16 protein-coding genes are annotated in these 19842 nt (G+C 30.9%); 4 read left to right on the forward strand and 12 right to left on the reverse strand.

Translation table 11 applies throughout. From position 1 onward, the window contains the following. Positions 1 to 288: 288 nt before the first annotated feature. From EVJ46_01775 to EVJ46_01785, 3 genes are all read left to right on the forward strand, one after another. Positions 289 to 2454, forward strand: a complete 2166-nt coding sequence (locus EVJ46_01775; GenBank protein ID RZD16990.1) for a LysM peptidoglycan-binding domain-containing protein — start codon at positions 289 to 291, stop codon at positions 2452 to 2454. 25 nt (positions 2455 to 2479) lie between these two features. Next, on the forward strand, positions 2480 to 3697 hold the full coding sequence (locus EVJ46_01780) for a molybdopterin molybdenumtransferase MoeA (protein RZD16991.1): 1218 nt from the start codon (positions 2480 to 2482) through the stop codon (positions 3695 to 3697). Positions 3698 to 3768: 71 nt separating this feature from the next. Then, on the forward strand, positions 3769 to 5229 hold the full coding sequence (locus tag EVJ46_01785) for a sigma-54-dependent Fis family transcriptional regulator (GenBank protein ID RZD16992.1): 1461 nt from the start codon (positions 3769 to 3771) through the stop codon (positions 5227 to 5229). 56 nt (positions 5230 to 5285) lie between these two features. Here the strand turns inward: EVJ46_01785 and EVJ46_01790 are convergent, their stop codons facing one another. After that, on the reverse strand, positions 5286 to 5837 hold the full coding sequence (locus EVJ46_01790) for a hypothetical protein (protein ID RZD16993.1): 552 nt from the start codon (positions 5835 to 5837) through the stop codon (positions 5286 to 5288). A gap of 395 nt (positions 5838 to 6232) precedes the next feature. Next, entirely contained in the window at positions 6233 to 7171 is a 939-nt protein-coding gene (locus EVJ46_01795; protein ID RZD16994.1) for a cation transporter, read from the reverse strand. Positions 7172 to 7395: 224 nt separating this feature from the next. Here EVJ46_01795 and EVJ46_01800 point away from each other — a divergent pair, with 224 nt between their 5' ends. After that, positions 7396 to 8142 (forward strand): response regulator, encoded by a 747-nt coding sequence (locus tag EVJ46_01800; protein RZD16995.1) that lies wholly within the window; start codon positions 7396 to 7398, stop codon positions 8140 to 8142. Between the two features lie 67 nt (positions 8143 to 8209). Here the strand turns inward: EVJ46_01800 and EVJ46_01805 are convergent, their stop codons facing one another. From EVJ46_01805 to rfbB, 10 genes are all read right to left on the reverse strand, one after another. Then, positions 8210 to 8854 (reverse strand): phosphoribosylglycinamide formyltransferase, encoded by a 645-nt coding sequence (locus EVJ46_01805; protein RZD16996.1) that lies wholly within the window; start codon positions 8852 to 8854, stop codon positions 8210 to 8212. Between the two features lie 63 nt (positions 8855 to 8917). Further along, entirely contained in the window at positions 8918 to 10009 is a 1092-nt protein-coding gene (locus EVJ46_01810; GenBank protein ID RZD16997.1) for a phosphoribosylformylglycinamidine cyclo-ligase, read from the reverse strand. Positions 10010 to 10167: 158 nt separating this feature from the next. Further along, positions 10168 to 11079 carry a signal recognition particle-docking protein FtsY gene (gene ftsY, locus EVJ46_01815; protein ID RZD16998.1) on the reverse strand — a complete coding sequence of 304 codons (912 nt, stop codon included), beginning with the start codon at positions 11077 to 11079 and terminating at the stop codon, positions 10168 to 10170. An 87-nt stretch (positions 11080 to 11166) separates the two neighbouring features. Continuing rightward, complete coding sequence (locus EVJ46_01820) at positions 11167 to 15027, reverse strand: hypothetical protein (protein ID RZD16999.1); 3861 nt, start codon at positions 15025 to 15027, stop codon at positions 11167 to 11169. 27 nt (positions 15028 to 15054) lie between these two features. Continuing rightward, a complete protein-coding gene (locus tag EVJ46_01825; GenBank protein ID RZD17000.1) occupies positions 15055 to 15822 on the reverse strand; it encodes a 16S rRNA (uracil(1498)-N(3))-methyltransferase in 768 nt (255 codons plus the stop codon). A 20-nt stretch (positions 15823 to 15842) separates the two neighbouring features. Beyond that, positions 15843 to 16406, reverse strand: coding sequence for a methyltransferase domain-containing protein (locus EVJ46_01830; GenBank protein ID RZD17001.1), 564 nt, complete (start codon positions 16404 to 16406; stop codon positions 15843 to 15845). Positions 16407 to 16462: 56 nt separating this feature from the next. Beyond that, the gene (locus tag EVJ46_01835; GenBank protein RZD17002.1) at positions 16463 to 17068 is read right to left on the reverse strand and encodes a DUF502 domain-containing protein; all 606 of its coding nucleotides are present in this window, start codon (positions 17066 to 17068) and stop codon (positions 16463 to 16465) included. A 211-nt stretch (positions 17069 to 17279) separates the two neighbouring features. Beyond that, complete coding sequence (locus tag EVJ46_01840; GenBank protein ID RZD17003.1) at positions 17280 to 17741, reverse strand: hypothetical protein; 462 nt, start codon at positions 17739 to 17741, stop codon at positions 17280 to 17282. A gap of 148 nt (positions 17742 to 17889) precedes the next feature. Beyond that, a complete protein-coding gene (gene rfbD, locus EVJ46_01845; protein RZD17004.1) occupies positions 17890 to 18759 on the reverse strand; it encodes a dTDP-4-dehydrorhamnose reductase in 870 nt (289 codons plus the stop codon). Between the two features lie 5 nt (positions 18760 to 18764). Continuing rightward, entirely contained in the window at positions 18765 to 19775 is a 1011-nt protein-coding gene (rfbB, locus tag EVJ46_01850; GenBank protein RZD17005.1) for a dTDP-glucose 4,6-dehydratase, read from the reverse strand. Positions 19776 to 19842: the final 67 nt, after the last annotated feature.

Below are 19842 nucleotides of genomic sequence, written 5' to 3' on the forward strand. Positions count from 1 at the left end.
ATACTAAATCAAATTTCTCTTGAATTGTCAAGAATTAAGCAACGCATATTTGAAAATATTGTATATTTTTATATAATTTAACTTTGACTTTCTACATTATTATTATATAATTTATAATCTATAATCTATGCGGGTATGAAATTTATATAACAATAAAAAAATAAAGAATATCATAGAATTATAAAAAATATAAATATTAAATATTAAAGTCATCTGCCGTATCACAGCCGCAGAGTAAAAGTATATTTTTTTATTTTTAATAAATTGATATTATCAGGAGATTTTCTTATGAACTTAAAATTAAACTATATATTAATATTAAGGAACGTTCTATTTAACTTCGCATTATTTATATCCGCTTTCTTGGCCATTGCTTTTTATCTTTTTTTTATTACCGGTAATTCTTACGGCGCTGCGGTAAAAATCCAACCTGCTGCGTCAAATATAATTCAGGTTAATTTTGACAACGTTTCTAAAATTAACGCTCCTAAAAATAATAAACTTAAACATAAAAAGCAATCTGTTCTGCTAACCGTTACCCCAGGCAAACTAAAAGTCGCATATAATAATATTAAAAAGAAAGTTAGTGGCAGACACAAAAAGCACAAAAAAGTTTATCAACGAGAAATTAACGATAGGAAAATTAAAAATACTGTATTAAACAACTCTGGACTTTTAAATACAGGCGGTAAAGCTTTCTCTAATGCCTCTCATATTTTTCCTATGATTATCAATAAAGAAATTATCCATTATATTCACTTTTATCAAAATACAGGCAGGGGTGTTTTTAAAGAAATGCTGGAAAGATCCGAAAGATATATCCCTATGATAAAATCTGTTTTTAAAAAACTCGGCTTGCCTAATGATTTAGCATATCTGGCAATGGTGGAAAGCGGATTTTCTCCAACGGCTTATTCATATGCAGGCGCAAGCGGCATGTGGCAGTTTATTCCTTCAACTGCCAGAATATTCGGTTTAACGATTAACTGGTGGGTGGATGAAAGAAGAAATCCTATAGAGTCAACTTATGCGGCAGGGGAATATTTAAAAAATCTATTTAATACATTCGGCTCATGGTATTTAGCAGCTGCCGCATATAATTCAGGTCAAATGACAATAGAAAGAGCGCTGTCTCTTTATCCCGGAGGTAATTTTTGGACAATATCCCAAAACAAACCTTATCTGCTGCCGGGGCAAACACGAAGATATGTTCCGAAAATAGTAGCTGCGGCAATAATCGCAAAAGACCCGCAAAATTTTGGATTTAAAAATTTAAAATATGAGAAACCTATAAAATTTGCGCAGGTTAAAGTGCCGTTTTCGGTCAGCTTATTTGCGCTTGCTAAATGCGCAGAAATATCTGAAAATAGTTTATGGAAGCTAAATCCAGATATATTACGAGGAGTTACGCCTCCTGATGATCCTCATTTTTTATTAAATATACCTGCAGATAAATTAAAAATTTTTAAACATAATTTTAAAGATATAAGACAATATATTCCTCAGACTCCTAAGGTCGTCAATGTATCTTATAAGAAACCGCTAAATAGCTGGTACTATACAGTGCAGCCCGGCGATACTCTGGATTCAATCGCTTTAAAATATGGTGTTTCGCTTAATACGTTAGAAGAAGACAATCATTTAAGTTCATATTCTTTAATTAATGTGGGCGAAAAATTGCTTATTCCTGGTAATGGCGGCAATAATAGCTACAGTTCAAATCAAAGCCATTCAAGCTTTTACTATACAGTGCAGCCCGGCGATACTCTGGATTCAATCGCTTTAAAATATGGTGTTTCGCTTAATACGTTAGAAGAAGACAATCATTTAAGTTCATATTCTTTAATTAATGTGGGCGAAAAATTGCTTATTCCTGGTAATGGCGGCAATAATAGCTACAGTTCAAATCAAAGCCATTCAAGCTTTTACTATACAGTGCAGCCCGGCGATACTCTGGATTCAATCGCTTTAAAATATGGTGTTTCGCTTAATACGTTAGAAGAAGACAATCATTTAAGTTCATATTCTTTAATTAATGTGGGCGAAAAATTGCTTATTCCTGGTAATGGCGGCAATAGTTTAGTAAGACCTGTAAACTTGCAAAAAAAATATATAACGGTAAAACCGGGCATGACATTATGGAGTATCGCGAAAACTTATAATATATCATTGCAAACAATTAAAAATATAAACAATATTAATAATTCAAACATACACGTCGGCGAAAAAATATATCTTACAAGCAATTATAGCAACAACCTTAATGCCGATACTAAATTTGACGCTAAAAACACTAATATTAATAAAAAGCTTATCGAATATAAGGTAAAATTCGGCGATTCTCTGTACGCGATAGCGGCTAAATATCATTCGTCGGTGAAATCTATAATGGCTTATAATAATCTAAAAAACCAAAATTCAATTTATCCGGGACAAGTTTTAAAAATAAACTAAAATATACACTATAATAAATAAATTTATGATTAATTTTGACGATGCCTTAAATATTATACTATCAACTAAAATTAAAGTTAATACTGCTTTAATTCCGTCTTCTGAAAGCACTGGGCGCATATGTTCGTCGGATATTAAATCAAAAATAGATTTTCCTTCTGAAAACAATTCCGCTATGGATGGATATGCGCTAAAATCTAATTTTACCGAAGAAGCACATCCAGAATCTGTAATAAAATTAAAAATAAATCAAAATACAATATACGCCGGAAGTTTAAACAAACATACAATTGAGACGGACGGAGCAGTTAAAATTATGACCGGCGGATATATGCCGGCTAATTTTGATGCCGTGATTCCGATTGAAAAAACAAAAACGGAAAATAATTTTTTACTTTTAGACTCGCCTGTAAAACAAGGTTCGAACGTAAGATTAAAAGGCGAGGATATTAAAAAAAACGACATCATCATCCCAAAAAATACAAAATTGTCATACACGCAGGCAGCGCTGCTTGCCGCCTGTAACGTTAAACAAATCAGAGCATACGATAATATTCCCATATCTATAATTTCTACCGGCAATGAAATTATATCCATAAACGAAACTTATAAATACGGTAAAGTAATTAATTCCAACGGGATAATGGCGGAATCTTTTATGTCAAATAACGGCTGCCGCATATTAAAAAATGTAATATGCAAAGATAAATTATCCGCAATAAAAAAAGAATTGGAAGCCGCTCTTATTACAAGCAAAATTATAATTACATCTGCAGGCGCTTCCTTCGGAGAAAAAGATTTTACCGAAAAGGCTTTAATGGAACTGGGTCTAAAAATTAAATTCAGACAGGTCGCAATGAAACCGGCTAAACCCTTTTCTTTTGGTCTGATAGACAAAACTCCTATTTTTATAGTCCCCGGAAACCCAGTCGCATTTTTTGTTTGTTTGATTGTTTTTATAAAACCTTTCATAGAAAAACAGCTTAATTTAAATAATTCTTATAATTTATTTAACTCCTCGGCAATTTCGAAAATAACTTCCGCTTTCCATAAAAAACACAATAGGAGAGAATTTCTGCCTGCAAGAACGTTTATCGAAAAGGGATGCTTATATTCTGAGGTATATAAAAAAATAGGTCCTGCAATGATCAGTTCTTTCGCCCATATTAATTCTATTATTTCCATACCTGAAGAAACTACTGAAATTAAGGCATTTGAAGATGTTAATATATATTTTATTTAATTAATTTAATAACTGTTTATTTTATTAATATTAATAATTATCCGGCCTACGGTTAATTTATTTATATTTATATGACTAAAAGAGAAAAAAGAATTTTAATTGTAGATGATGAAGAAAGTATAGTTTTCGTATTAAAGAAATTATTAGAGGACGAATTTATCATTGATACGGCATCAGAAGGGCAAGCGGCGCTTCAGCTTATAAACGAATATAATTATTTTGCCGTTTTTCTTGATATAAGAATACCTAAGATCAACGGTATGGAAATATTATCTTATTCAAGAGAACTTGCGAATCCCCCTAACGTTATAATAATGACTGCTCAGAATACTATGATCAATGCCATAGATGCTATGAAAAAAGGGGCATACGATTATATAACTAAACCGTTTGACGTGGAAGAAATAGTAGGAATAATCAAAAAAATAAGAAAAGACGAACTAGATGCATTGCCGCAAAACAATACTAATGTAAAAAATATTGATATTCTTGATTCTCTATTAGTAGGAAAATCTAAGGTAATGCAAGAAATATTCAAAACTATAGGAAAATTATCACATAACAGTTTGACTGTTTTGATTCTCGGAGAATCAGGCACGGGGAAAGAATTAGTCGCACGGGCAATACATCTTAATAGTTTACGCAATAAAAAACCGTTTATAGTGGTCAATACTCCTTCAGTTCCTTTTGATTTGTTAGAATCCGAACTTTTTGGCCATGAAAAAGGGTCATTTACAGGCGCAAATGAAAAAAGGGAAGGAAAATTCCTTCAGGCAAACGGCGGTACAATTTTTCTTGATGAGATAGGCGATATGCCTCTTGACCTTCAGGCAAAATTATTAAGGGTAATCCAGGAAAAAGAAGTGGAACCGGTAGGCTCAAATAAATCGATTAAAATAGACGTGAGAATTATCGCTGCAACCAACAGAAACCTGAAATCAATGATAAAAGAATCTAAATTTAGGGAAGATTTGTATTACAGGCTTAATGTCATAGAAATTACCCTTCCTCCTCTTAGAGACAGAAAATCAGATATTCCGGTTCTTGCAAATTTTTTTATAGAAAAATTTGCAAAAGAATTAGGCATCTCAGGCAAACAGTTAAATGAAGAATCTCTTTCTTTTTTACAATCTCATAATTTTCCGGGCAATATCAGAGAGCTGGAAAACGCGATAAGAAGGACGATGATTATGTCCCACCATTCAACGCTTACACCTGAAGATTTCTATGATATCATTAACCCTGAAACCAACATTAACAGTTTAAAACCTTCAGACAAAAGAAATAATGATTCTACCCCCTTCGAAGATATAATAAGACAAAGGATAAAAAATTATCTTGAAAAAATTAAAGACACAAATTTAACTGATGTTTATAAAACAATAATAGGAACGACTGAAAAAATAGTTATAGAAGAAATTCTTATTTTATCAAAAAATAACCAGATAAAAGCTTCTAACCTCTTAGGTATAAATAGAAATACGTTAAGAAAAAAAATAAAAGAATTTAACATTTCAAAAAAAATTATTTGAACTAAACAATTATACGCAATATTATACCGTCTTACTTATTTAAGAGTTATGCTTAATTAATCTGTGCCGCTTGTTTTGAGATAAATTCCGGATGAGCAATTTTTAGCTTCCATTAAAGTATCAAATAAAAGTTCTATATCAAATAAAAATTTTAATTTCCCTCTTTCAATATTTAAATATTCTTCTGCTTCATTAAGTTTTTTAATATTTTCATCTATATAATCAAGCTGCTCCTTTAGCTCCTGCTCATCAAATTCATCCGCAGCCTCTTTCAATCTTTTTTTTCCTATGAGCATAATATTCTTAATCGATGAATGATCGAAAATATTATTTTCTATTTGACTTCTTTTTTCAATCATGGTTTTATAGTCTTCGAGATCTTTACCAAGTTTTTTTGCAATATTTTTAACTTCATTAATTAACAATTTAATCTGTTTAGTGTCCATATAATTGCCGGCTTTAAACTCATTAAAAAAAACAGGGTAATCGTTCTCATTAATTATTTTTCTGAGATGTTCTTTGTAGGATAAAAAATATTCTTCTCTGCTAAAATTAACAATCTTGAACATTTCTCCCTTTTTGTTTTTTATTTGAAGATAAATATCCATTTTTATACCCCTCCTTAATTGTTTTATATGTATTATATTGTATATTCTATCTGAATTCTACAAAATTATCATTATTAACCTTAATCCTGCAATAGAAAATTATCTGCTCGGAAAAGGTGTCAGATTAATTTTTTTGCAAATATTTTCTTTGTTAATTGAACTACTCCATATGCAAAAAAATAAGATCCGACACCTTTTCCTTATATGTTGCTTAACCGAGCAAAGAAATGTATAAACATTTTCTATTGCAGAATTAGGGATTAAATTAAAATTATATACAATATTGTTTGTATATTGTTTTAATATATATACAATATTGTTTGTATATTGTTTTAATATTAAAACAACTTTGATGAATAAAATATGATTTTTATCATCAAAGCTAAATTTATAAATTATATTTTTAAAAATTTACGGCTATATTTATTTTTGTCGTAGGGATTAATGTGAACCATGACATCATTTATATAAGGATTTGACATAATAAGTTCATCCTTTGCCGTTTCTGCAATATCATGCGCCATTTTTACGGTTAACGAAGAATCGACTTCTATATTAACGTCAACGTATATATACGGACCGGATTTTCTTACCCTGAGATCTGTTATGTCTTCTATTCCTTTAATATTTTTTATAACTTTCCGGATTCTTGCGACAACCGAAGCGGGGGGGCTTTCATCCATAAGATTGCCGACAGATTCTTTAATTAATTTTATAGCCAGTCTGAAAATAAATATACTCACTATTAAACCTGCAAGAGGGTCCATAAAAGTATAGCCCAGTCTTGCCGCCACTATGCCTATTACAACTGCGGCAGATGCCATTACATCGCTTTTGTGGTCATAGGCAGTTGCGATAAGTCCTGTTGATTTAAGCAAATGACCCCATTTTAGCGTCCATAAATAAAGTATCTCTTTTATAATAATAGTTGCCAGCGCGACAAATAACGTATCAATAGCGGGTTTTTCCGAAATACCGTAATATAGCTTTAATGCAGATATAGCAACGACAAAAAAACCAAAACCGAATAAGATTAACGCTACTATAAAAGTGGCAATCATTTCAGCTTTTGCATGACCGTACGGATGTTCCTTGTCCTGCGGTTTTTTTGAAATTTTGAAAGATATATATACAACAAAACCGGCAAAAATATCCGCAAGGGAATTAAAACCGTCTGCGACAAGAGCTTCCGATTGTCCCGTTATTCCAACAATAAATTTTAATACTGTCAGGACAACGTTTACGGCAATACCTATGTAAGATATTAAACGTAATTTAATAAATACCTGTTCTCTGTTTAAAAAAGCTTTCAAAATATTATTTAACCCGAATATAAAATCTTAATATAAAATTAACAAATAGCTTATATTATAACAAAAGATTTATAATATTGGCAACAAATCAAAATCGCTGACTTTAGTATTCATTTAGCCAAAATATAAAATAGCGCAAAAACCGATAAAAATTTGACAATAATAAAATTTTGTTTTAGAATTAATACATTCTTTAAAAAGAATTAAATATAATTATTATAAATAATTTTATAAATAATTAAATTATGACAAACGATAATTCTATAAAAGGCAATATATTAGTAATAGACGATGAAATAGATCTTATAGAATTATTAAAATATAATCTCGCAAAAGACGGCTACAATATTCAATTTGCTTTAAACGGCTACGATGGCATACACTTCGCCGAATTAACAAAACCTGATTTAATTATCCTTGATTTAATGCTTCCTGATTTAACGGGATATGAGGTTTGCAAACGAATTAAAGCTAATAGCGTAATCAGCGCAATACCTATTATATTTTTATCCGCCAAGCAGGAAGAAGTGGACAAAATCCTTGGATTCGAAGCCGGCGGAGAAGACTATATGACAAAACCTTTTTCAGTAAATGAACTTATTGCAAGAATAAGAGCTATCTTTAAGAGAACATATATAAATACGTCAAATCGCCTGATAGACATAGACAGCGGAAAGATATCAAAACAAAGTGAATTTAATTTTAAAAATATAACCGTCAATGTACCAAAGCATAGCGTAACAGTTAAAAATCATGAAATAAAACTGAGTCCTACCGAATTCAAACTGCTTGTATTTTTGATGACTTACGCAGGGGAAGTTTTTTCAAGAGAAAAATTATTGGACAATATATGGGGAAATGATTCATTCGTGGAACCAAGAACAGTAGATGTACATATACGCAGACTCCGCTCAAATATTGAGATAGACAAAACCGTTAAATTTATAGACACTGTAAGAGGCGCAGGTTATAGGTTTATCAACGAAGATTAATAATTTTTTTAGTTATGCGGAGTAAGTTAAAAATAAATATATCGAGATGTTAGCTATTATAATATTGCTATTTAAATATTTTTACTTTTTTATCCGCAATTTTTATCTTTTCGCATGAAACCAATTCAATGGCTTTAATGTACATTTTATGCTCTAATTTGTGAATTTTTTCTTCTAAAAGTTCAACGGTATCATTCTCCTCAATAATAACTGGTTCCTGAAGTATTATCGGACCTGAATCTATTGCCGGTATTACAAAATGTATGGTAACGCCGGTTATTTTTACTCCGTAATCGAAAGCATCTTTAATAGCATTTTTTCCTTTAAAAGCAGGCAATAATGAAGGATGAATATTTATTATTTTATTTAAATTTTTTAATACAAAATCATCGGATAATATCTTCATAAAACCTGCAAGTATAATATAATCAATTCTATATTCATCAACTATACCCGCCAATTCTTCTTCAAATGAAGCTCTTTCGGCTGCTTTGTTGAAAGGAATGCAGCATATCTTTATATCCTCGTTCATATTTTTTACTTTATTGAGTACCGGAGCGTCTCGGTTATTGCATACTAATGCCTTAATGCTGATATTGGATGATTTAGAATCGGATAAAGTATTTTTATTTGAAAAATGATTAATTATATTAACAGCATTTGTTCCGTTGCCTGAAGCGAGTATTATTATATTTTTATGAAAATTTTTCATATTTTTACTTTTATTTTTATTTTTAATAAAATTTAATTTCTTCCATTGCAATATTTTTTTATTTTAAATAAATTTTACTTTAATATCTGTTCCTATGCGGTCAGACTTAACTATGTTCCCTATTTTAAATGATTTGTATAGTTTTTTATTTCTGTTATCTGTAAAATTCAACTTATTAAAATTATTGATAAAGTTAATAACTTCATCTTCAAAATCTTTATTAACGACTATTATCATACCTATTCCGCAATTAAAAACTTTATAGAATTCATCTTCCTCTATTTTTCCGTTTTCTTTAAGTATATTAAAAATCTCAGGCAGCTGCCAGGAATTTTTATCAATTTCGGCTATTACCCCCTCCGGTACAATCCTTGCCAGATTTTCAGGAATACCTCCTCCGGTAATATGCGCTACGCCCTTAATATTCAGTCTTCCTTCAAATTTTTCTACCAATTTGCCGACAAGACCCGAGTATATAATAGTCGGTTCCAATAAAGCATCCGCCAGCGTTGTGCCGTCGCTTAAAAATTTATCGTCAATACTTAAAGACATCAAATCAAATACTATCTTACGCGCTAAGGAATAGCCGTTTGAATGCAAACCGCTCGAAGCAATGCCTATAATAGAATCACCTTCTTTAATGTTAAGACCGTTTATAACTGAATTTTTGTCAACTATACCCACGGCAAATCCCGCAAGATCATACTCGTTATTTTTATAAAAAGAAGGCATTTCTGCCATTTCTCCGCCTATTAAAGAACAACCCGCAATTTTGCATCCTTCCGCAATACCTGTAATAATTTCTTTTATAGCCGCAGGATTTAATTTAGAGGTAGAAATATAATCTAAGAAAAAAAGCGGTTCTGCTCCAAGACAAGCTATATCATTAACACTCATAGCTACAAGGTCAAGCCCTATTGTATCATGCTTGTTTGCGTCAAAAGCTATTTTCAGTTTTGTCCCCACACCGTCGGTTCCTGATACTAAAATGGGCTCTTTATATTTTAAAATTAAGTTGGCGAGGGAAAATAGAGAGCCGAATGACCCAAAATTATCCACAACTTCATCCCTGAAAGTACTTTTTACTATATTTGATATTGAATTAACCGCAATTTTTCCGGCTTCTATGTCCACGCCTGCATTTTTATAATCCATTATTATTAATATCCTTAAGAATTAAAATTAATTTTGATAAAATTTTATCTTTGTAATAGTGCAATTTTTAAAAATAAACCGCTATTTATTTTTTTAAATATAATATAAAAATTAAACTATAAAAGCAAATCTAAATATATAAAAAATTATAAAAAAATCTAAAAAATATTATCAACAAACATTTCAGATGAAAACTCGGATATATCGTCTATTGTTTCACCGGTTCCTATAAACCTTACAGGAAGGTCTAATTTTGAAATTGCATCTATGATTATACCGCCCTTTGCAGAACCGTCAAGCTTGGTTATTATTATACCTGAAACATCAATTAATTTTTTAAACTGTTCTATCTGCGCAATAGAATTTTGTCCTAAACTTGCATCTATAACTATAATAGTCTCTTGCGGCGGAATTCCGGCAGCTTTAGAAATAGTTCTTTTAATTTTAGCAAGCTCATCCATCAAATGTTTTTTATTATGAAGCCTTCCGGCCGTATCAACTAATAAGACATCAAAATCCTTTTCTTTAAGCATTATAGATGCGTCATGCGCCACCGAAGCAGGGTCCTGATTTTCTTTCCCGACTACTACCGGAATACCTGTTTTTTTTCCCCATATTTCCATCTGTTCTGTACCTGCCGCTCTAAATGTATCGCAAGCCGCAATTAAAACATTTCTTCCTTCATTCTTATAAAAATTCGCCAACTTTCCGACAGTCGTTGTTTTGCCTGCGCCGTTTACTCCGACAATTAAGAATATTGTTTTTTTATTATTAAAATCAATAGGGGAAAAATCTTTAGATATTTTATCCTTAACGACTTTCTTCAAGGCACTCTGAATCTTATCTGGATTCAATTCTTTTTCTTTTGCAACCGTTTTTCTTAAATCTTCTATTATTTCGCTTGATGCTTCAAAAGAAATATCTGATGTTATTAAAACTTCTTCTATTTTTTCTATATAATTATCATCAAGTTTTGAGGAACTGAATATAGCATTTATCTTTTCAGAAATATTATTTTTAGTTTTTTTTAACGCCTGACTAAAATTTTTAAATTTATCAAAAATTTTCATTTTTGAAAACTCCTTTTTAATATAAGTTTAACTATACCTGCTATGCTTACTTATTATATAATGAACGGTTCAATTTTCTTTAATTATTTAATTAATAGTTACGGAAACAACCTTGGAAATACCGGGTTCTTTAGCCGTAATTCCAAAAATATAATTGCCTATTTCCATAGTTTTTTTATTGTGCGTAACAATAATAATCTGCGATGAATTAGAAACTTCTTTTATTAATTTATTAAATCTGGCATTATTTGCATCGTCTAACGGTGCGTCAACTTCATCTATAACACAGAACGGACTTTTTTTTACCAGAAAAATAGCAAAAATAAGGCTGACCGTAACTAGTACTTTTTCACCCTGTGACAGAAGGTTAAGCCCCGATAATTTCTTCCCCGGTATCTGCACATTTATTTCTATACCTGCAGCATCTTCCGCACTGCCGCTGTTTATATCGGAATATGACGTGATATTGTCCGATAAAAAATGTTCGCTGTTCATATTGCCTGCTGCGGCGGCGGCAGGCGAACTTTTATGCCTTACGCTTACGATATCGGTATGCCCTCCGCCAAATAGGTAATTAAAAAGTTCATTAAATTTTTCTTTAAATTTAGTCATATCGGAATTAAATTTTTCTCTTGAAACAGTATCTAATTTTTTTATTATATCTTCTAATGATTTTATTGATTCATTTAAATCATTATTTTGCGACGATAGAAAGCTAAGTCTGTTTAATACCTCTGCATACTCTTCGGATGCGTTCATATTAATATTACCTGCGCCGTCTATTTCATTTTTAAGTTTAATAATAGTTTTTTTAAGCTCAGAATCATTGATATCGTAAAATTTATCGCCTGTTTCTTTAAATATACCGATATATTTTTCGGTTTCCCCGTCTGTAAAACCGTAAACATTTAGTTCATTAAGTTTTTCTTCAAACATTTGAATATATGTCAACGCATTCTCTCTTTTCTTTTCATTATCATTTTTTTCGCGTCTTAATTTTTCTGAAATTAAATTTTTTTCTTCAATAGTAATTTTTATTTTTTCTAAATCAGAATCAAGCTGTTTGATATCATCGCTGATTTTAATTAATTTTATATTAAGCTCATCAATCTTGTTTTTTTTAGCAAAAATGTTTTCTTTAATTGCTTCGGCGGTTTTATTTAAATCATCTATTTCGTTTTTTATCTTATTATACCTGAAAATTCCGCTTTTAATACTTGATTCAATATTTTTTATTTCTTTATCAAGGTATAGCAGATTATTTTGGGACGACGACAATTCAATCCTTAATTTTACCTCTTGTTCTTTTATTTCCTCATATTCGTCTTCATAAACTATTAATTTTTTGTCAAGTCCTTTTTTTTGGATATTCTGCTCAGATAAAATTACTTCTAAATTTTCCAACTCATGACGGGATTGCTCAGTTTCATCTTCAAGCTTATTTTTATCTGCCTTGATATTTTCCAGTTCTTTTTTAAGAATATTTAATCTTTCTTTAGATTTAATGATACGTCCGTTTATATGTTTTATATCGTTTTCTTCAGTTATCTTCAGGATTTTATTAGACTGAACGGCGACTTTAATGTTTTCCGTCTCTTTATTTATTTCTTTTATGATATTTTCTTTAATTAAAATTTCGGCTGTTTTTTGATTAAGAACATATTCCGCCGCGGAAATATCTGCTTTTAATTTCGCTAATTTATTTTTATTTAACAAAATATTTTCGTCTTCAGTTTTTTTATCCTTTCCCGCCTTAATAAAACCGGATGATAAAAAGATAGTTCCGTCGTGCGAAACAATATTAATTTCCGGAAAACAACCTTTATTTTTTATATAATCAAAAACTAAATCGGTATTCTCTGCGTAATAAAAATCGACGGCCAACTTTTCAATTATTGCATTGTCAAATATTGAATCAAATCCGGCATCGTCTTCATTTTTTTTATTTTTGCTATCATTGTTATTTCTATTGTCTTTATTTTCCGCAGCTGACGTATTGCTTCCGCTGCTATTATTATTGTCATCGCTTATATTGTCATTACGTTTCTCAAGAAAATTTATTTTAATTTTATCTTTTAGCGGAAGCAGTTTTAAGCTGTCTATTAAATTTTTAATTTTACATCCTTCACCGTCCGCATAGCAACGAACGTCATCACTATTGTTAATGCCGGCGAATTTATTATTGTTGACGGCATTCTTTAATACATATAATTTAGCTGATCCGGAGTCGTTTAAATTTAAATATGTCGCCGCATTTTTTGCATCTTCAATATCTGCAATTAATATTGTTTCTAATTTATCCCCTGCCGCTTCCCATATTATTTTTTCATATCCGTCTGAAACTTCCAAAATATCGCCTAAACTTCCCAATATATTAAATTCGTCTGATTTATCTAAAAGTTTTTTTGAACCCTCGGAAAAACCTTCATGCTGTTCTAAAAACTCTAATAATCTTGATTTATGCGATTTTAATTCTATCAATTCTTTTTCATATTTACCGTACACGCTTCTTAATTCTTCTATCTGTTTGACGGCTGCGCCCAATTCTTCATTCTTTAATCTTAATTTGTTTTCTAATTCATTTAATGTACATGTTATGCTATCTACTAAATTATTTTTTGAGCCCAGCAAATCCTCGTCGCCGGCTATTTCTTGTTTAACCTTATCTATTAACTGTTCGGAATTTGAAATCCTCGAATAATAAGCAGTAATATTCTTTTGATTAAACGCTTTTTTATTGTTTAACATCTGAGAGCGCTCGACGGTCTTTAAAATATCATCGTTCAGGATTTCAATCTCATTTTTTATTTCTTCCGTATATTTTTTCTTTTGCTTTATTTCATTGTTTATAGATGAAGCCGCTTCTTGATTTTTTTTAAATGCCGATTCGGATTCCTCTTTTTTATATTTTAAATCTTCCAATTTTAAAATATTTCTGCTTTTAAAGGTTTCGCTTTCCTTTAATTCATTTTCTTTCTTTATTTTTTCTGTGTTTAACATTACTAATTTTTCTTCGGCATACTTTATGTCGGAATTTATTCCGGATATTTCTATAATAAGCTTATTTTTACTATCGGTCTGCAATTTAAATTTTTCATTAAGTTCATTGAAATAGGTTTTTTCATTTATTATTAAATTTTCGTTTAAAATTAATTGACTATCAAGATTTTGAATATCTGCATTAAATTTTTCGACAGCTTTTTTATTTTCATCTATAGATGAAATTGCTTTACTTCTTGCCCTGTCGTATAAAATAAATTCGCAATATCTTTTTTCTTCGCTTATTTTCTTAAACCTTTCCAGTTCTTCCGATTGGGTCTTTAAGACCTTTTCTTGTTTTTCAACCTCACCGTAAATATCTTGAATCCGGGCTAAATTTGCATTTGTATTCTCTAATTTTCTTAATGCAATTTTTTTCTGGTTCTTAAATTTTATAACTCCCGATGCTTCCTCAAAAAGCAGTCTCATCTCTTCAGGTTTATAATTTAGTATAGAACTTATCTTGAGAGGGTCTAGAATAGAATAAAATTTGAATGATATTCCGCTTTCAATAAAAAAATTGACATACTCCCTATATGGCACAATAATGCCGTTCAGCCTATATTCGCTTTCTCCGTCTTTATAATGCCTTCTTTCCGCTGCAATTTCCGGAAAATCTTTATACCTGAAATCAATTTCGCCATCGTTCAAAAATACACCTTTTGCAACTGCTACAGTAGATGCTTTTTTTGATTTTGAAGCCGAACCGTTAAATACAAGTTCGTTCATATTCTTAAGCCGCAATTCTTTTAAATTTTGCTCTCCTGCGATAAACCTGACAGCATCAACGATATTGCTCTTGCCGCAGCCGTTAGGCCCCACAATGACGCTAATCTTTTCATCAAACTGTATTTTAACTTTATCCGGAAAAGTTTTAAATCCTTGCAGTTCAATATATTTAAGTTTCATTATAAATTTATTAATAATTAAACTATGCTACGCAAAAAAACAAACAAGCGCCGAAGCGGAAAATATAGCGGCGCTGAAAGAACTCATTACATAGTCTGTTAATTTTACGAGGGTAAATGAATTTTCTTCAGCCAATTTTAATTCTTCATCGGAAAAATCCCCTTCTGGACCTATAAACATGGCAATTTCTAAAGCGTTATTGCGTTCTTTATTAATACCGCTGCTATCTGATGATAAATACTGCAGCAAATAATTTTTTAAAAATTTATTTGAAGATACAGCGCCTATAAGTTTGATATCAAACGTTGCGCATAGAGAAAGCGCCTCTTTAAAACTAACGGGAGACTCTACTTCCGTCATTTTGTTTCTTCCTGACAATATCATTGATGATGCGGAAATTTTTTTCCATCTGTCTAACTTGCTTGAAAGATTTGCGCTGTCAAGATGCCTCTCACATCTTTCTGTAATAATCGGATATATTGAATAAATATCTAATTCGGCAATCTTTGCAATCATAATGTCCATTAAATTTGAAGCAATGAGCGGTAAAAAAAGATGAATTTTGACAGATTTTTCCTTAAAATATTTTATGGATAAAATTTTGACCCTAAGGTTTTTTTTTGAGATATAACTTATAATTCCGTTATATGACGCTCCTGATCCGTCATATAGTTCAATCTCGGAAGCGCTCTCCAACCTTAACGCCCTAACATGATTTAATATTACAGGCAAATCTACTTCATTGCCTATTAAACCCTCCGATAAAATATCTGAAACATAAAATCTATTGTGCATTATATTTTGAATAAGATTATTTAAATTTTTATAAATTTGATATAACGCCCCAACAAATCGCTATCCTTTTCATTTTCGGCGATAATAAAAGAATTGCCGGTAATAATATTTTTGTAGTCTACAATATCCTTTTCATTAATTTCAAATTTAGGTTCTTTAATCGATAAAACACCGCTATTTTTAAGAACTCTGTAAAATTCTTTGACAGCTTTCTCTTTTTCTTTAATTTCATGAAACGAGTAGTAAAGAAATACTAAATCAATCTCATTATTTTTAATTGATTTTAAATCAGCTGCGTCTTCGGTTCTAAAACTTACATTGCTTAAAAAAGAATATTTTATTAACGCCTTATCTATCATTTTTTCCTGAATATCTATAGACACTACGAAACCTTTAGCGCCGACGGATTTTGAAAGATAATGCGTTATAAAACCATTAGCCGCACCGACTTCAAGGACCTTCATTCCCGGTTTTACACCCATTAATCTTATTTTTTTTTCAGGATTTTCAATAAATTTTCTGGCTGGATTGTCTAAAATAAACGAAAATAATGGATTGAACAGCGGATATGTTTTTAATTTCATAAATTTTGATTTTTTTTATTTTTTATATATTAATTTATATAGTTATCAGCTGCGTTTTATATTTCAATGAAATTAGGAAAAGAAATGCCGGCGGACAATATAATCTGTATGCCGTTTTCTATGGTAATATTGGTCTCTATAATATCTTCTTTCTTTGCAATCATATTAAAACCTATATAAAGATGATTAGTCGGTATATAAACTACATAATATAAATCACTGTTTTCTTTTGTTCCAATACTTGTTTCAGAGGTTAAAAATCCATATACAAACTTGTTATTTTGATATCTTACCAGAATAAATTTTTTAAACGATGCCTTATCGGAAGAAAATATATCAACCCATTGTTTAGTAGATTTATATAAAAGATTTACAAGCGGAATTTTTAAAATTCCTTTCTCAAAAAAATCTATGACATTTTTCCCTATTACATTCGTAACAAGAAAACCAAAAATAAATATAATTATAATAAACGGAATTAAACCTATATCCGGTATATATACATGAAAATAATGGTCAACAACTAATGAAAACGGATTAAACAATTTATTGATTTCCTCGAGAAGCCACTTGATGACAAATATTATTACCAAAAGAGGAATAATAATGGTCAGCCCTGCCAGAAATCGTCTTTTTAGATTAACGCTAAATTTTGAACTCATAAATTAATGCCCATCGTATTTCTGTATTTATTTTTGTTTTAGTTTAGTAAAGCAATACAAATGTTATTTGTTTTTGTTTGATGTTATGCTTCAATTATTTAAATTTATTACATAAATATAAATATAGATAGGCGTTTTTTATTAAAAAATATAATAAAAAACGCCTATCCCGATTAAAAGTTAATCTTTAAAATTACAAATAAGAATTTAATTATAATGACTTAATATAAGCTACTAAAGCCTTAAGTTTTCTGCCGCTTAAGCCGGGACCTTTCAATGCCATTTTGTCGCACATATTAAGTTTTCCGGCAAGGGTCATGTGCATATGGTGCATCTTATTAAACGCCGCTATTTTCTGCACCGCATTCTTAACGGTCATAATAATCATGCCTCTGCCGTGCATGCTGATATATGTATCGGCGCTGTACACGTGGCAGGTGGCGCATGAAAAACCGTTAGTACCTATTGATGAAGAATAAAACAATTTTTTTCCAAAAGCTATAAGTTTTGCCTGTTTGGCGGTCATTTTAGGCTGCCGCATTGTTTTGTGCATAACCGTCATACCTGTTTTTGCAGAAACTTTTTTAGCGCCCATCATCGCATTTGCGGAATTTAAAGGTAAGTAAATTAATAAGGCAGCCAAAAAAAGAACCGGTACTAAAAATTTTTTCATAGTAAACCTCCATAGATTATTTTAATTTTAAATTATATTAGTTTATATATTTTATTACCAATTATATTTATTATACACTGTTATAATTATATTATATACATAAACTAAAATTTTTCAACACAAACAAACTGCATATATATAAATAGCCTCAAATAATAAAATATCCTATATCGTAACAATATTTTTTCAAAGCGTCTTTCCAGTTTCTCAATTCAATTTTATAATCCAATTTAATTTTGCTGCAATCTAGTCTGCTGTCGGCAGGTCTTTTAGCCGGTCTTGTAAATTTATCGGATGAAACCGGAACAACAGTGCAATTAGTTCTTTTGAATACTTTTATGATTTCTGCCGCAAATTCGTACCATGACGTATAGCCTGCATCAGTCAGATGATATACGCCGTCATTTCCTTTATCGTTAGCAATTAAATCTCTGATTGCAAATGCAACATCTTTGGTGTATGTCGGCGAACCGAATTGGTCATCTACAACCTCTATTAATTTTTTAGTATCCGTCAATTTTAATATTGTATTAACAAAATTTTTGCCGTTTTTACCATAGAGCCACTGAGTTCTTAATATAATATAGCTTGCTTTTGAATCTTTAATCGCATTTTCGCCTTTTAATTTTGAAAGGCCGTATTCGTTTACAGGAACGGTATCATCGTTTTCATTATAAGGCTCATGCTTTAAACCGTCAAAAACATAATCGGTACTCATGTGAATCAGCCTTGCGTTGATTTCCTTTGATGCAATTGCAAGATTTAATGCGCCTAAATGATTAACCTTATCAGCTTTCTCTTTTTCTATCTCTGCCAAATCAACATTTGTATACGCGGCGCAATTAACTATGTAGTCAGGTCTAACTTTAGTCAGTATATCTACAACATTATTTAATTCCGTAATATCGAGGTTTACTGAATTAAAATTATGAATTATAGCATTGCTGCCTCTTAAGGCAGCGTTGACATCTATTCCCAGCATTCCGGTAGAACCTATAACAGCAATAATTTTTTGCATTTTCGTTACCTCATTTCATACATAGTCTTATAATAATGCCTGTAGTCTCCTGAAATTATTTTTTTCCACCAGTCTTCGTTTTTCAAATACCAGCTAATAGTCATGTCTAATCCGTCATTCAAATTTAATTGAGGATTAAATCCTAATTCTTCAGAAATTTTAGAAAAATCCATCGCATATCTTCTGTCGTGTCCGGCTCTGTCCTTAACGTATTTAATTAACGATAAAGGCTTATTTAATTTTTTAAGAATTAAAGTAATAATGTCTATATTTTGCATTTCGCCGCACCCGCCTATATTGTAAATTTCTCCCAATCTTCCATTCTCCAGAACATCAAGTACGCCTCTTACATGGTCATCGACATATATCCAGTCTCTGATATTTTTACCGTCGCCGTACAGAGGAATATCTTTTCCCGTAAGCGCATTGATAATAGTTAAAGGTATTAACTTTTCAGGAAACTGGTATTGTCCGTAATTATTTGAACATCTTGTTATTAAAACCGGCATACCGTAAGTATGGAAAAATGACATAACGAGCATATCGGCTGATGCCTTTGAAGCAGAATAAGGGCTTCTTGGGGATAACGGCGTCATTTCCGTAAATAAGCCGTCTTTTCCTAAAGAACCATAGACTTCATCGGTAGAAATCTGAAGGAATTTTTCTATGTTATGCTCAAGAGATAGTTTAAGCAAGTTTAAAGTTCCTTCAATATTAGTTTTTACGAATATAGCAGGGTTCACAATTGACCTGTCCACATGAGATTCTGCCGCAAAATTAACAACATAGTCTATTTTATTTTTTTTAAAAACTTCTGCCAGCCCATCATTATTTGCTATATCTACTTTATAAAATTTATAATGAGCGGTCGTCTTTTCGTCTATATTGCACGGATTGGCAGCATAAGTTACGCTGTCAACATTTATAATTGCAATATCTTTCCTGTGAACTGCTAAATATTTTATAAAATTTGTTCCGATAAAACCCAATCCGCCGGTTACAAGACATGTTTTCATGGTTTTGAACCCTCCGTTTCTTTTTCGAAAATCACACACATATAAATAATTTTTTATGCTGAATAAA

Origin of the sequence: Candidatus Acididesulfobacter guangdongensis, from assembly GCA_004195045.1 — a bacterium.
Classification (GTDB): Bacteria; SZUA-79; SZUA-79; order Acidulodesulfobacterales; family Acidulodesulfobacteraceae; genus Acididesulfobacter; species Acididesulfobacter guangdongensis.

What these genes read in the sequence shown, in the direction of transcription:
- EVJ46_01775 (RZD16990.1), top strand. Translation starts at nt 289, where the DNA reads ATGAACTTAAAATTAAACTATATATTAATATTAAGGAACGTTCTATTT.
- EVJ46_01780 (RZD16991.1), top strand. Translation starts at nt 2,480, where the DNA reads ATGATTAATTTTGACGATGCCTTAAATATTATACTATCAACTAAAATT.
- EVJ46_01785 (RZD16992.1), top strand. Translation starts at nt 3,769, where the DNA reads ATGACTAAAAGAGAAAAAAGAATTTTAATTGTAGATGATGAAGAAAGT.
- EVJ46_01790 (RZD16993.1), bottom strand. Translation starts at nt 5,837, where the DNA reads ATGGATATTTATCTTCAAATAAAAAACAAAAAGGGAGAAATGTTCAAG.
- EVJ46_01800 (RZD16995.1), top strand. Translation starts at nt 7,396, where the DNA reads ATGACAAACGATAATTCTATAAAAGGCAATATATTAGTAATAGACGAT.
- EVJ46_01805 (RZD16996.1), bottom strand. Translation starts at nt 8,854, where the DNA reads ATGAAAAATTTTCATAAAAATATAATAATACTCGCTTCAGGCAACGGA.
- EVJ46_01810 (RZD16997.1), bottom strand. Translation starts at nt 10,009, where the DNA reads ATGGATTATAAAAATGCAGGCGTGGACATAGAAGCCGGAAAAATTGCG.
- ftsY (RZD16998.1), bottom strand. Translation starts at nt 11,079, where the DNA reads ATGAAAATTTTTGATAAATTTAAAAATTTTAGTCAGGCGTTAAAAAAA.
- EVJ46_01820 (RZD16999.1), bottom strand. Translation starts at nt 15,027, where the DNA reads ATGAAACTTAAATATATTGAACTGCAAGGATTTAAAACTTTTCCGGAT.
- EVJ46_01825 (RZD17000.1), bottom strand. Translation starts at nt 15,822, where the DNA reads ATGCACAATAGATTTTATGTTTCAGATATTTTATCGGAGGGTTTAATA.
- EVJ46_01830 (RZD17001.1), bottom strand. Translation starts at nt 16,406, where the DNA reads ATGAAATTAAAAACATATCCGCTGTTCAATCCATTATTTTCGTTTATT.
- EVJ46_01835 (RZD17002.1), bottom strand. Translation starts at nt 17,068, where the DNA reads ATGAGTTCAAAATTTAGCGTTAATCTAAAAAGACGATTTCTGGCAGGG.
- EVJ46_01840 (RZD17003.1), bottom strand. Translation starts at nt 17,741, where the DNA reads ATGAAAAAATTTTTAGTACCGGTTCTTTTTTTGGCTGCCTTATTAATT.
- rfbD (RZD17004.1), bottom strand. Translation starts at nt 18,759, where the DNA reads ATGCAAAAAATTATTGCTGTTATAGGTTCTACCGGAATGCTGGGAATA.
- rfbB (RZD17005.1), bottom strand. Translation starts at nt 19,775, where the DNA reads ATGAAAACATGTCTTGTAACCGGCGGATTGGGTTTTATCGGAACAAAT.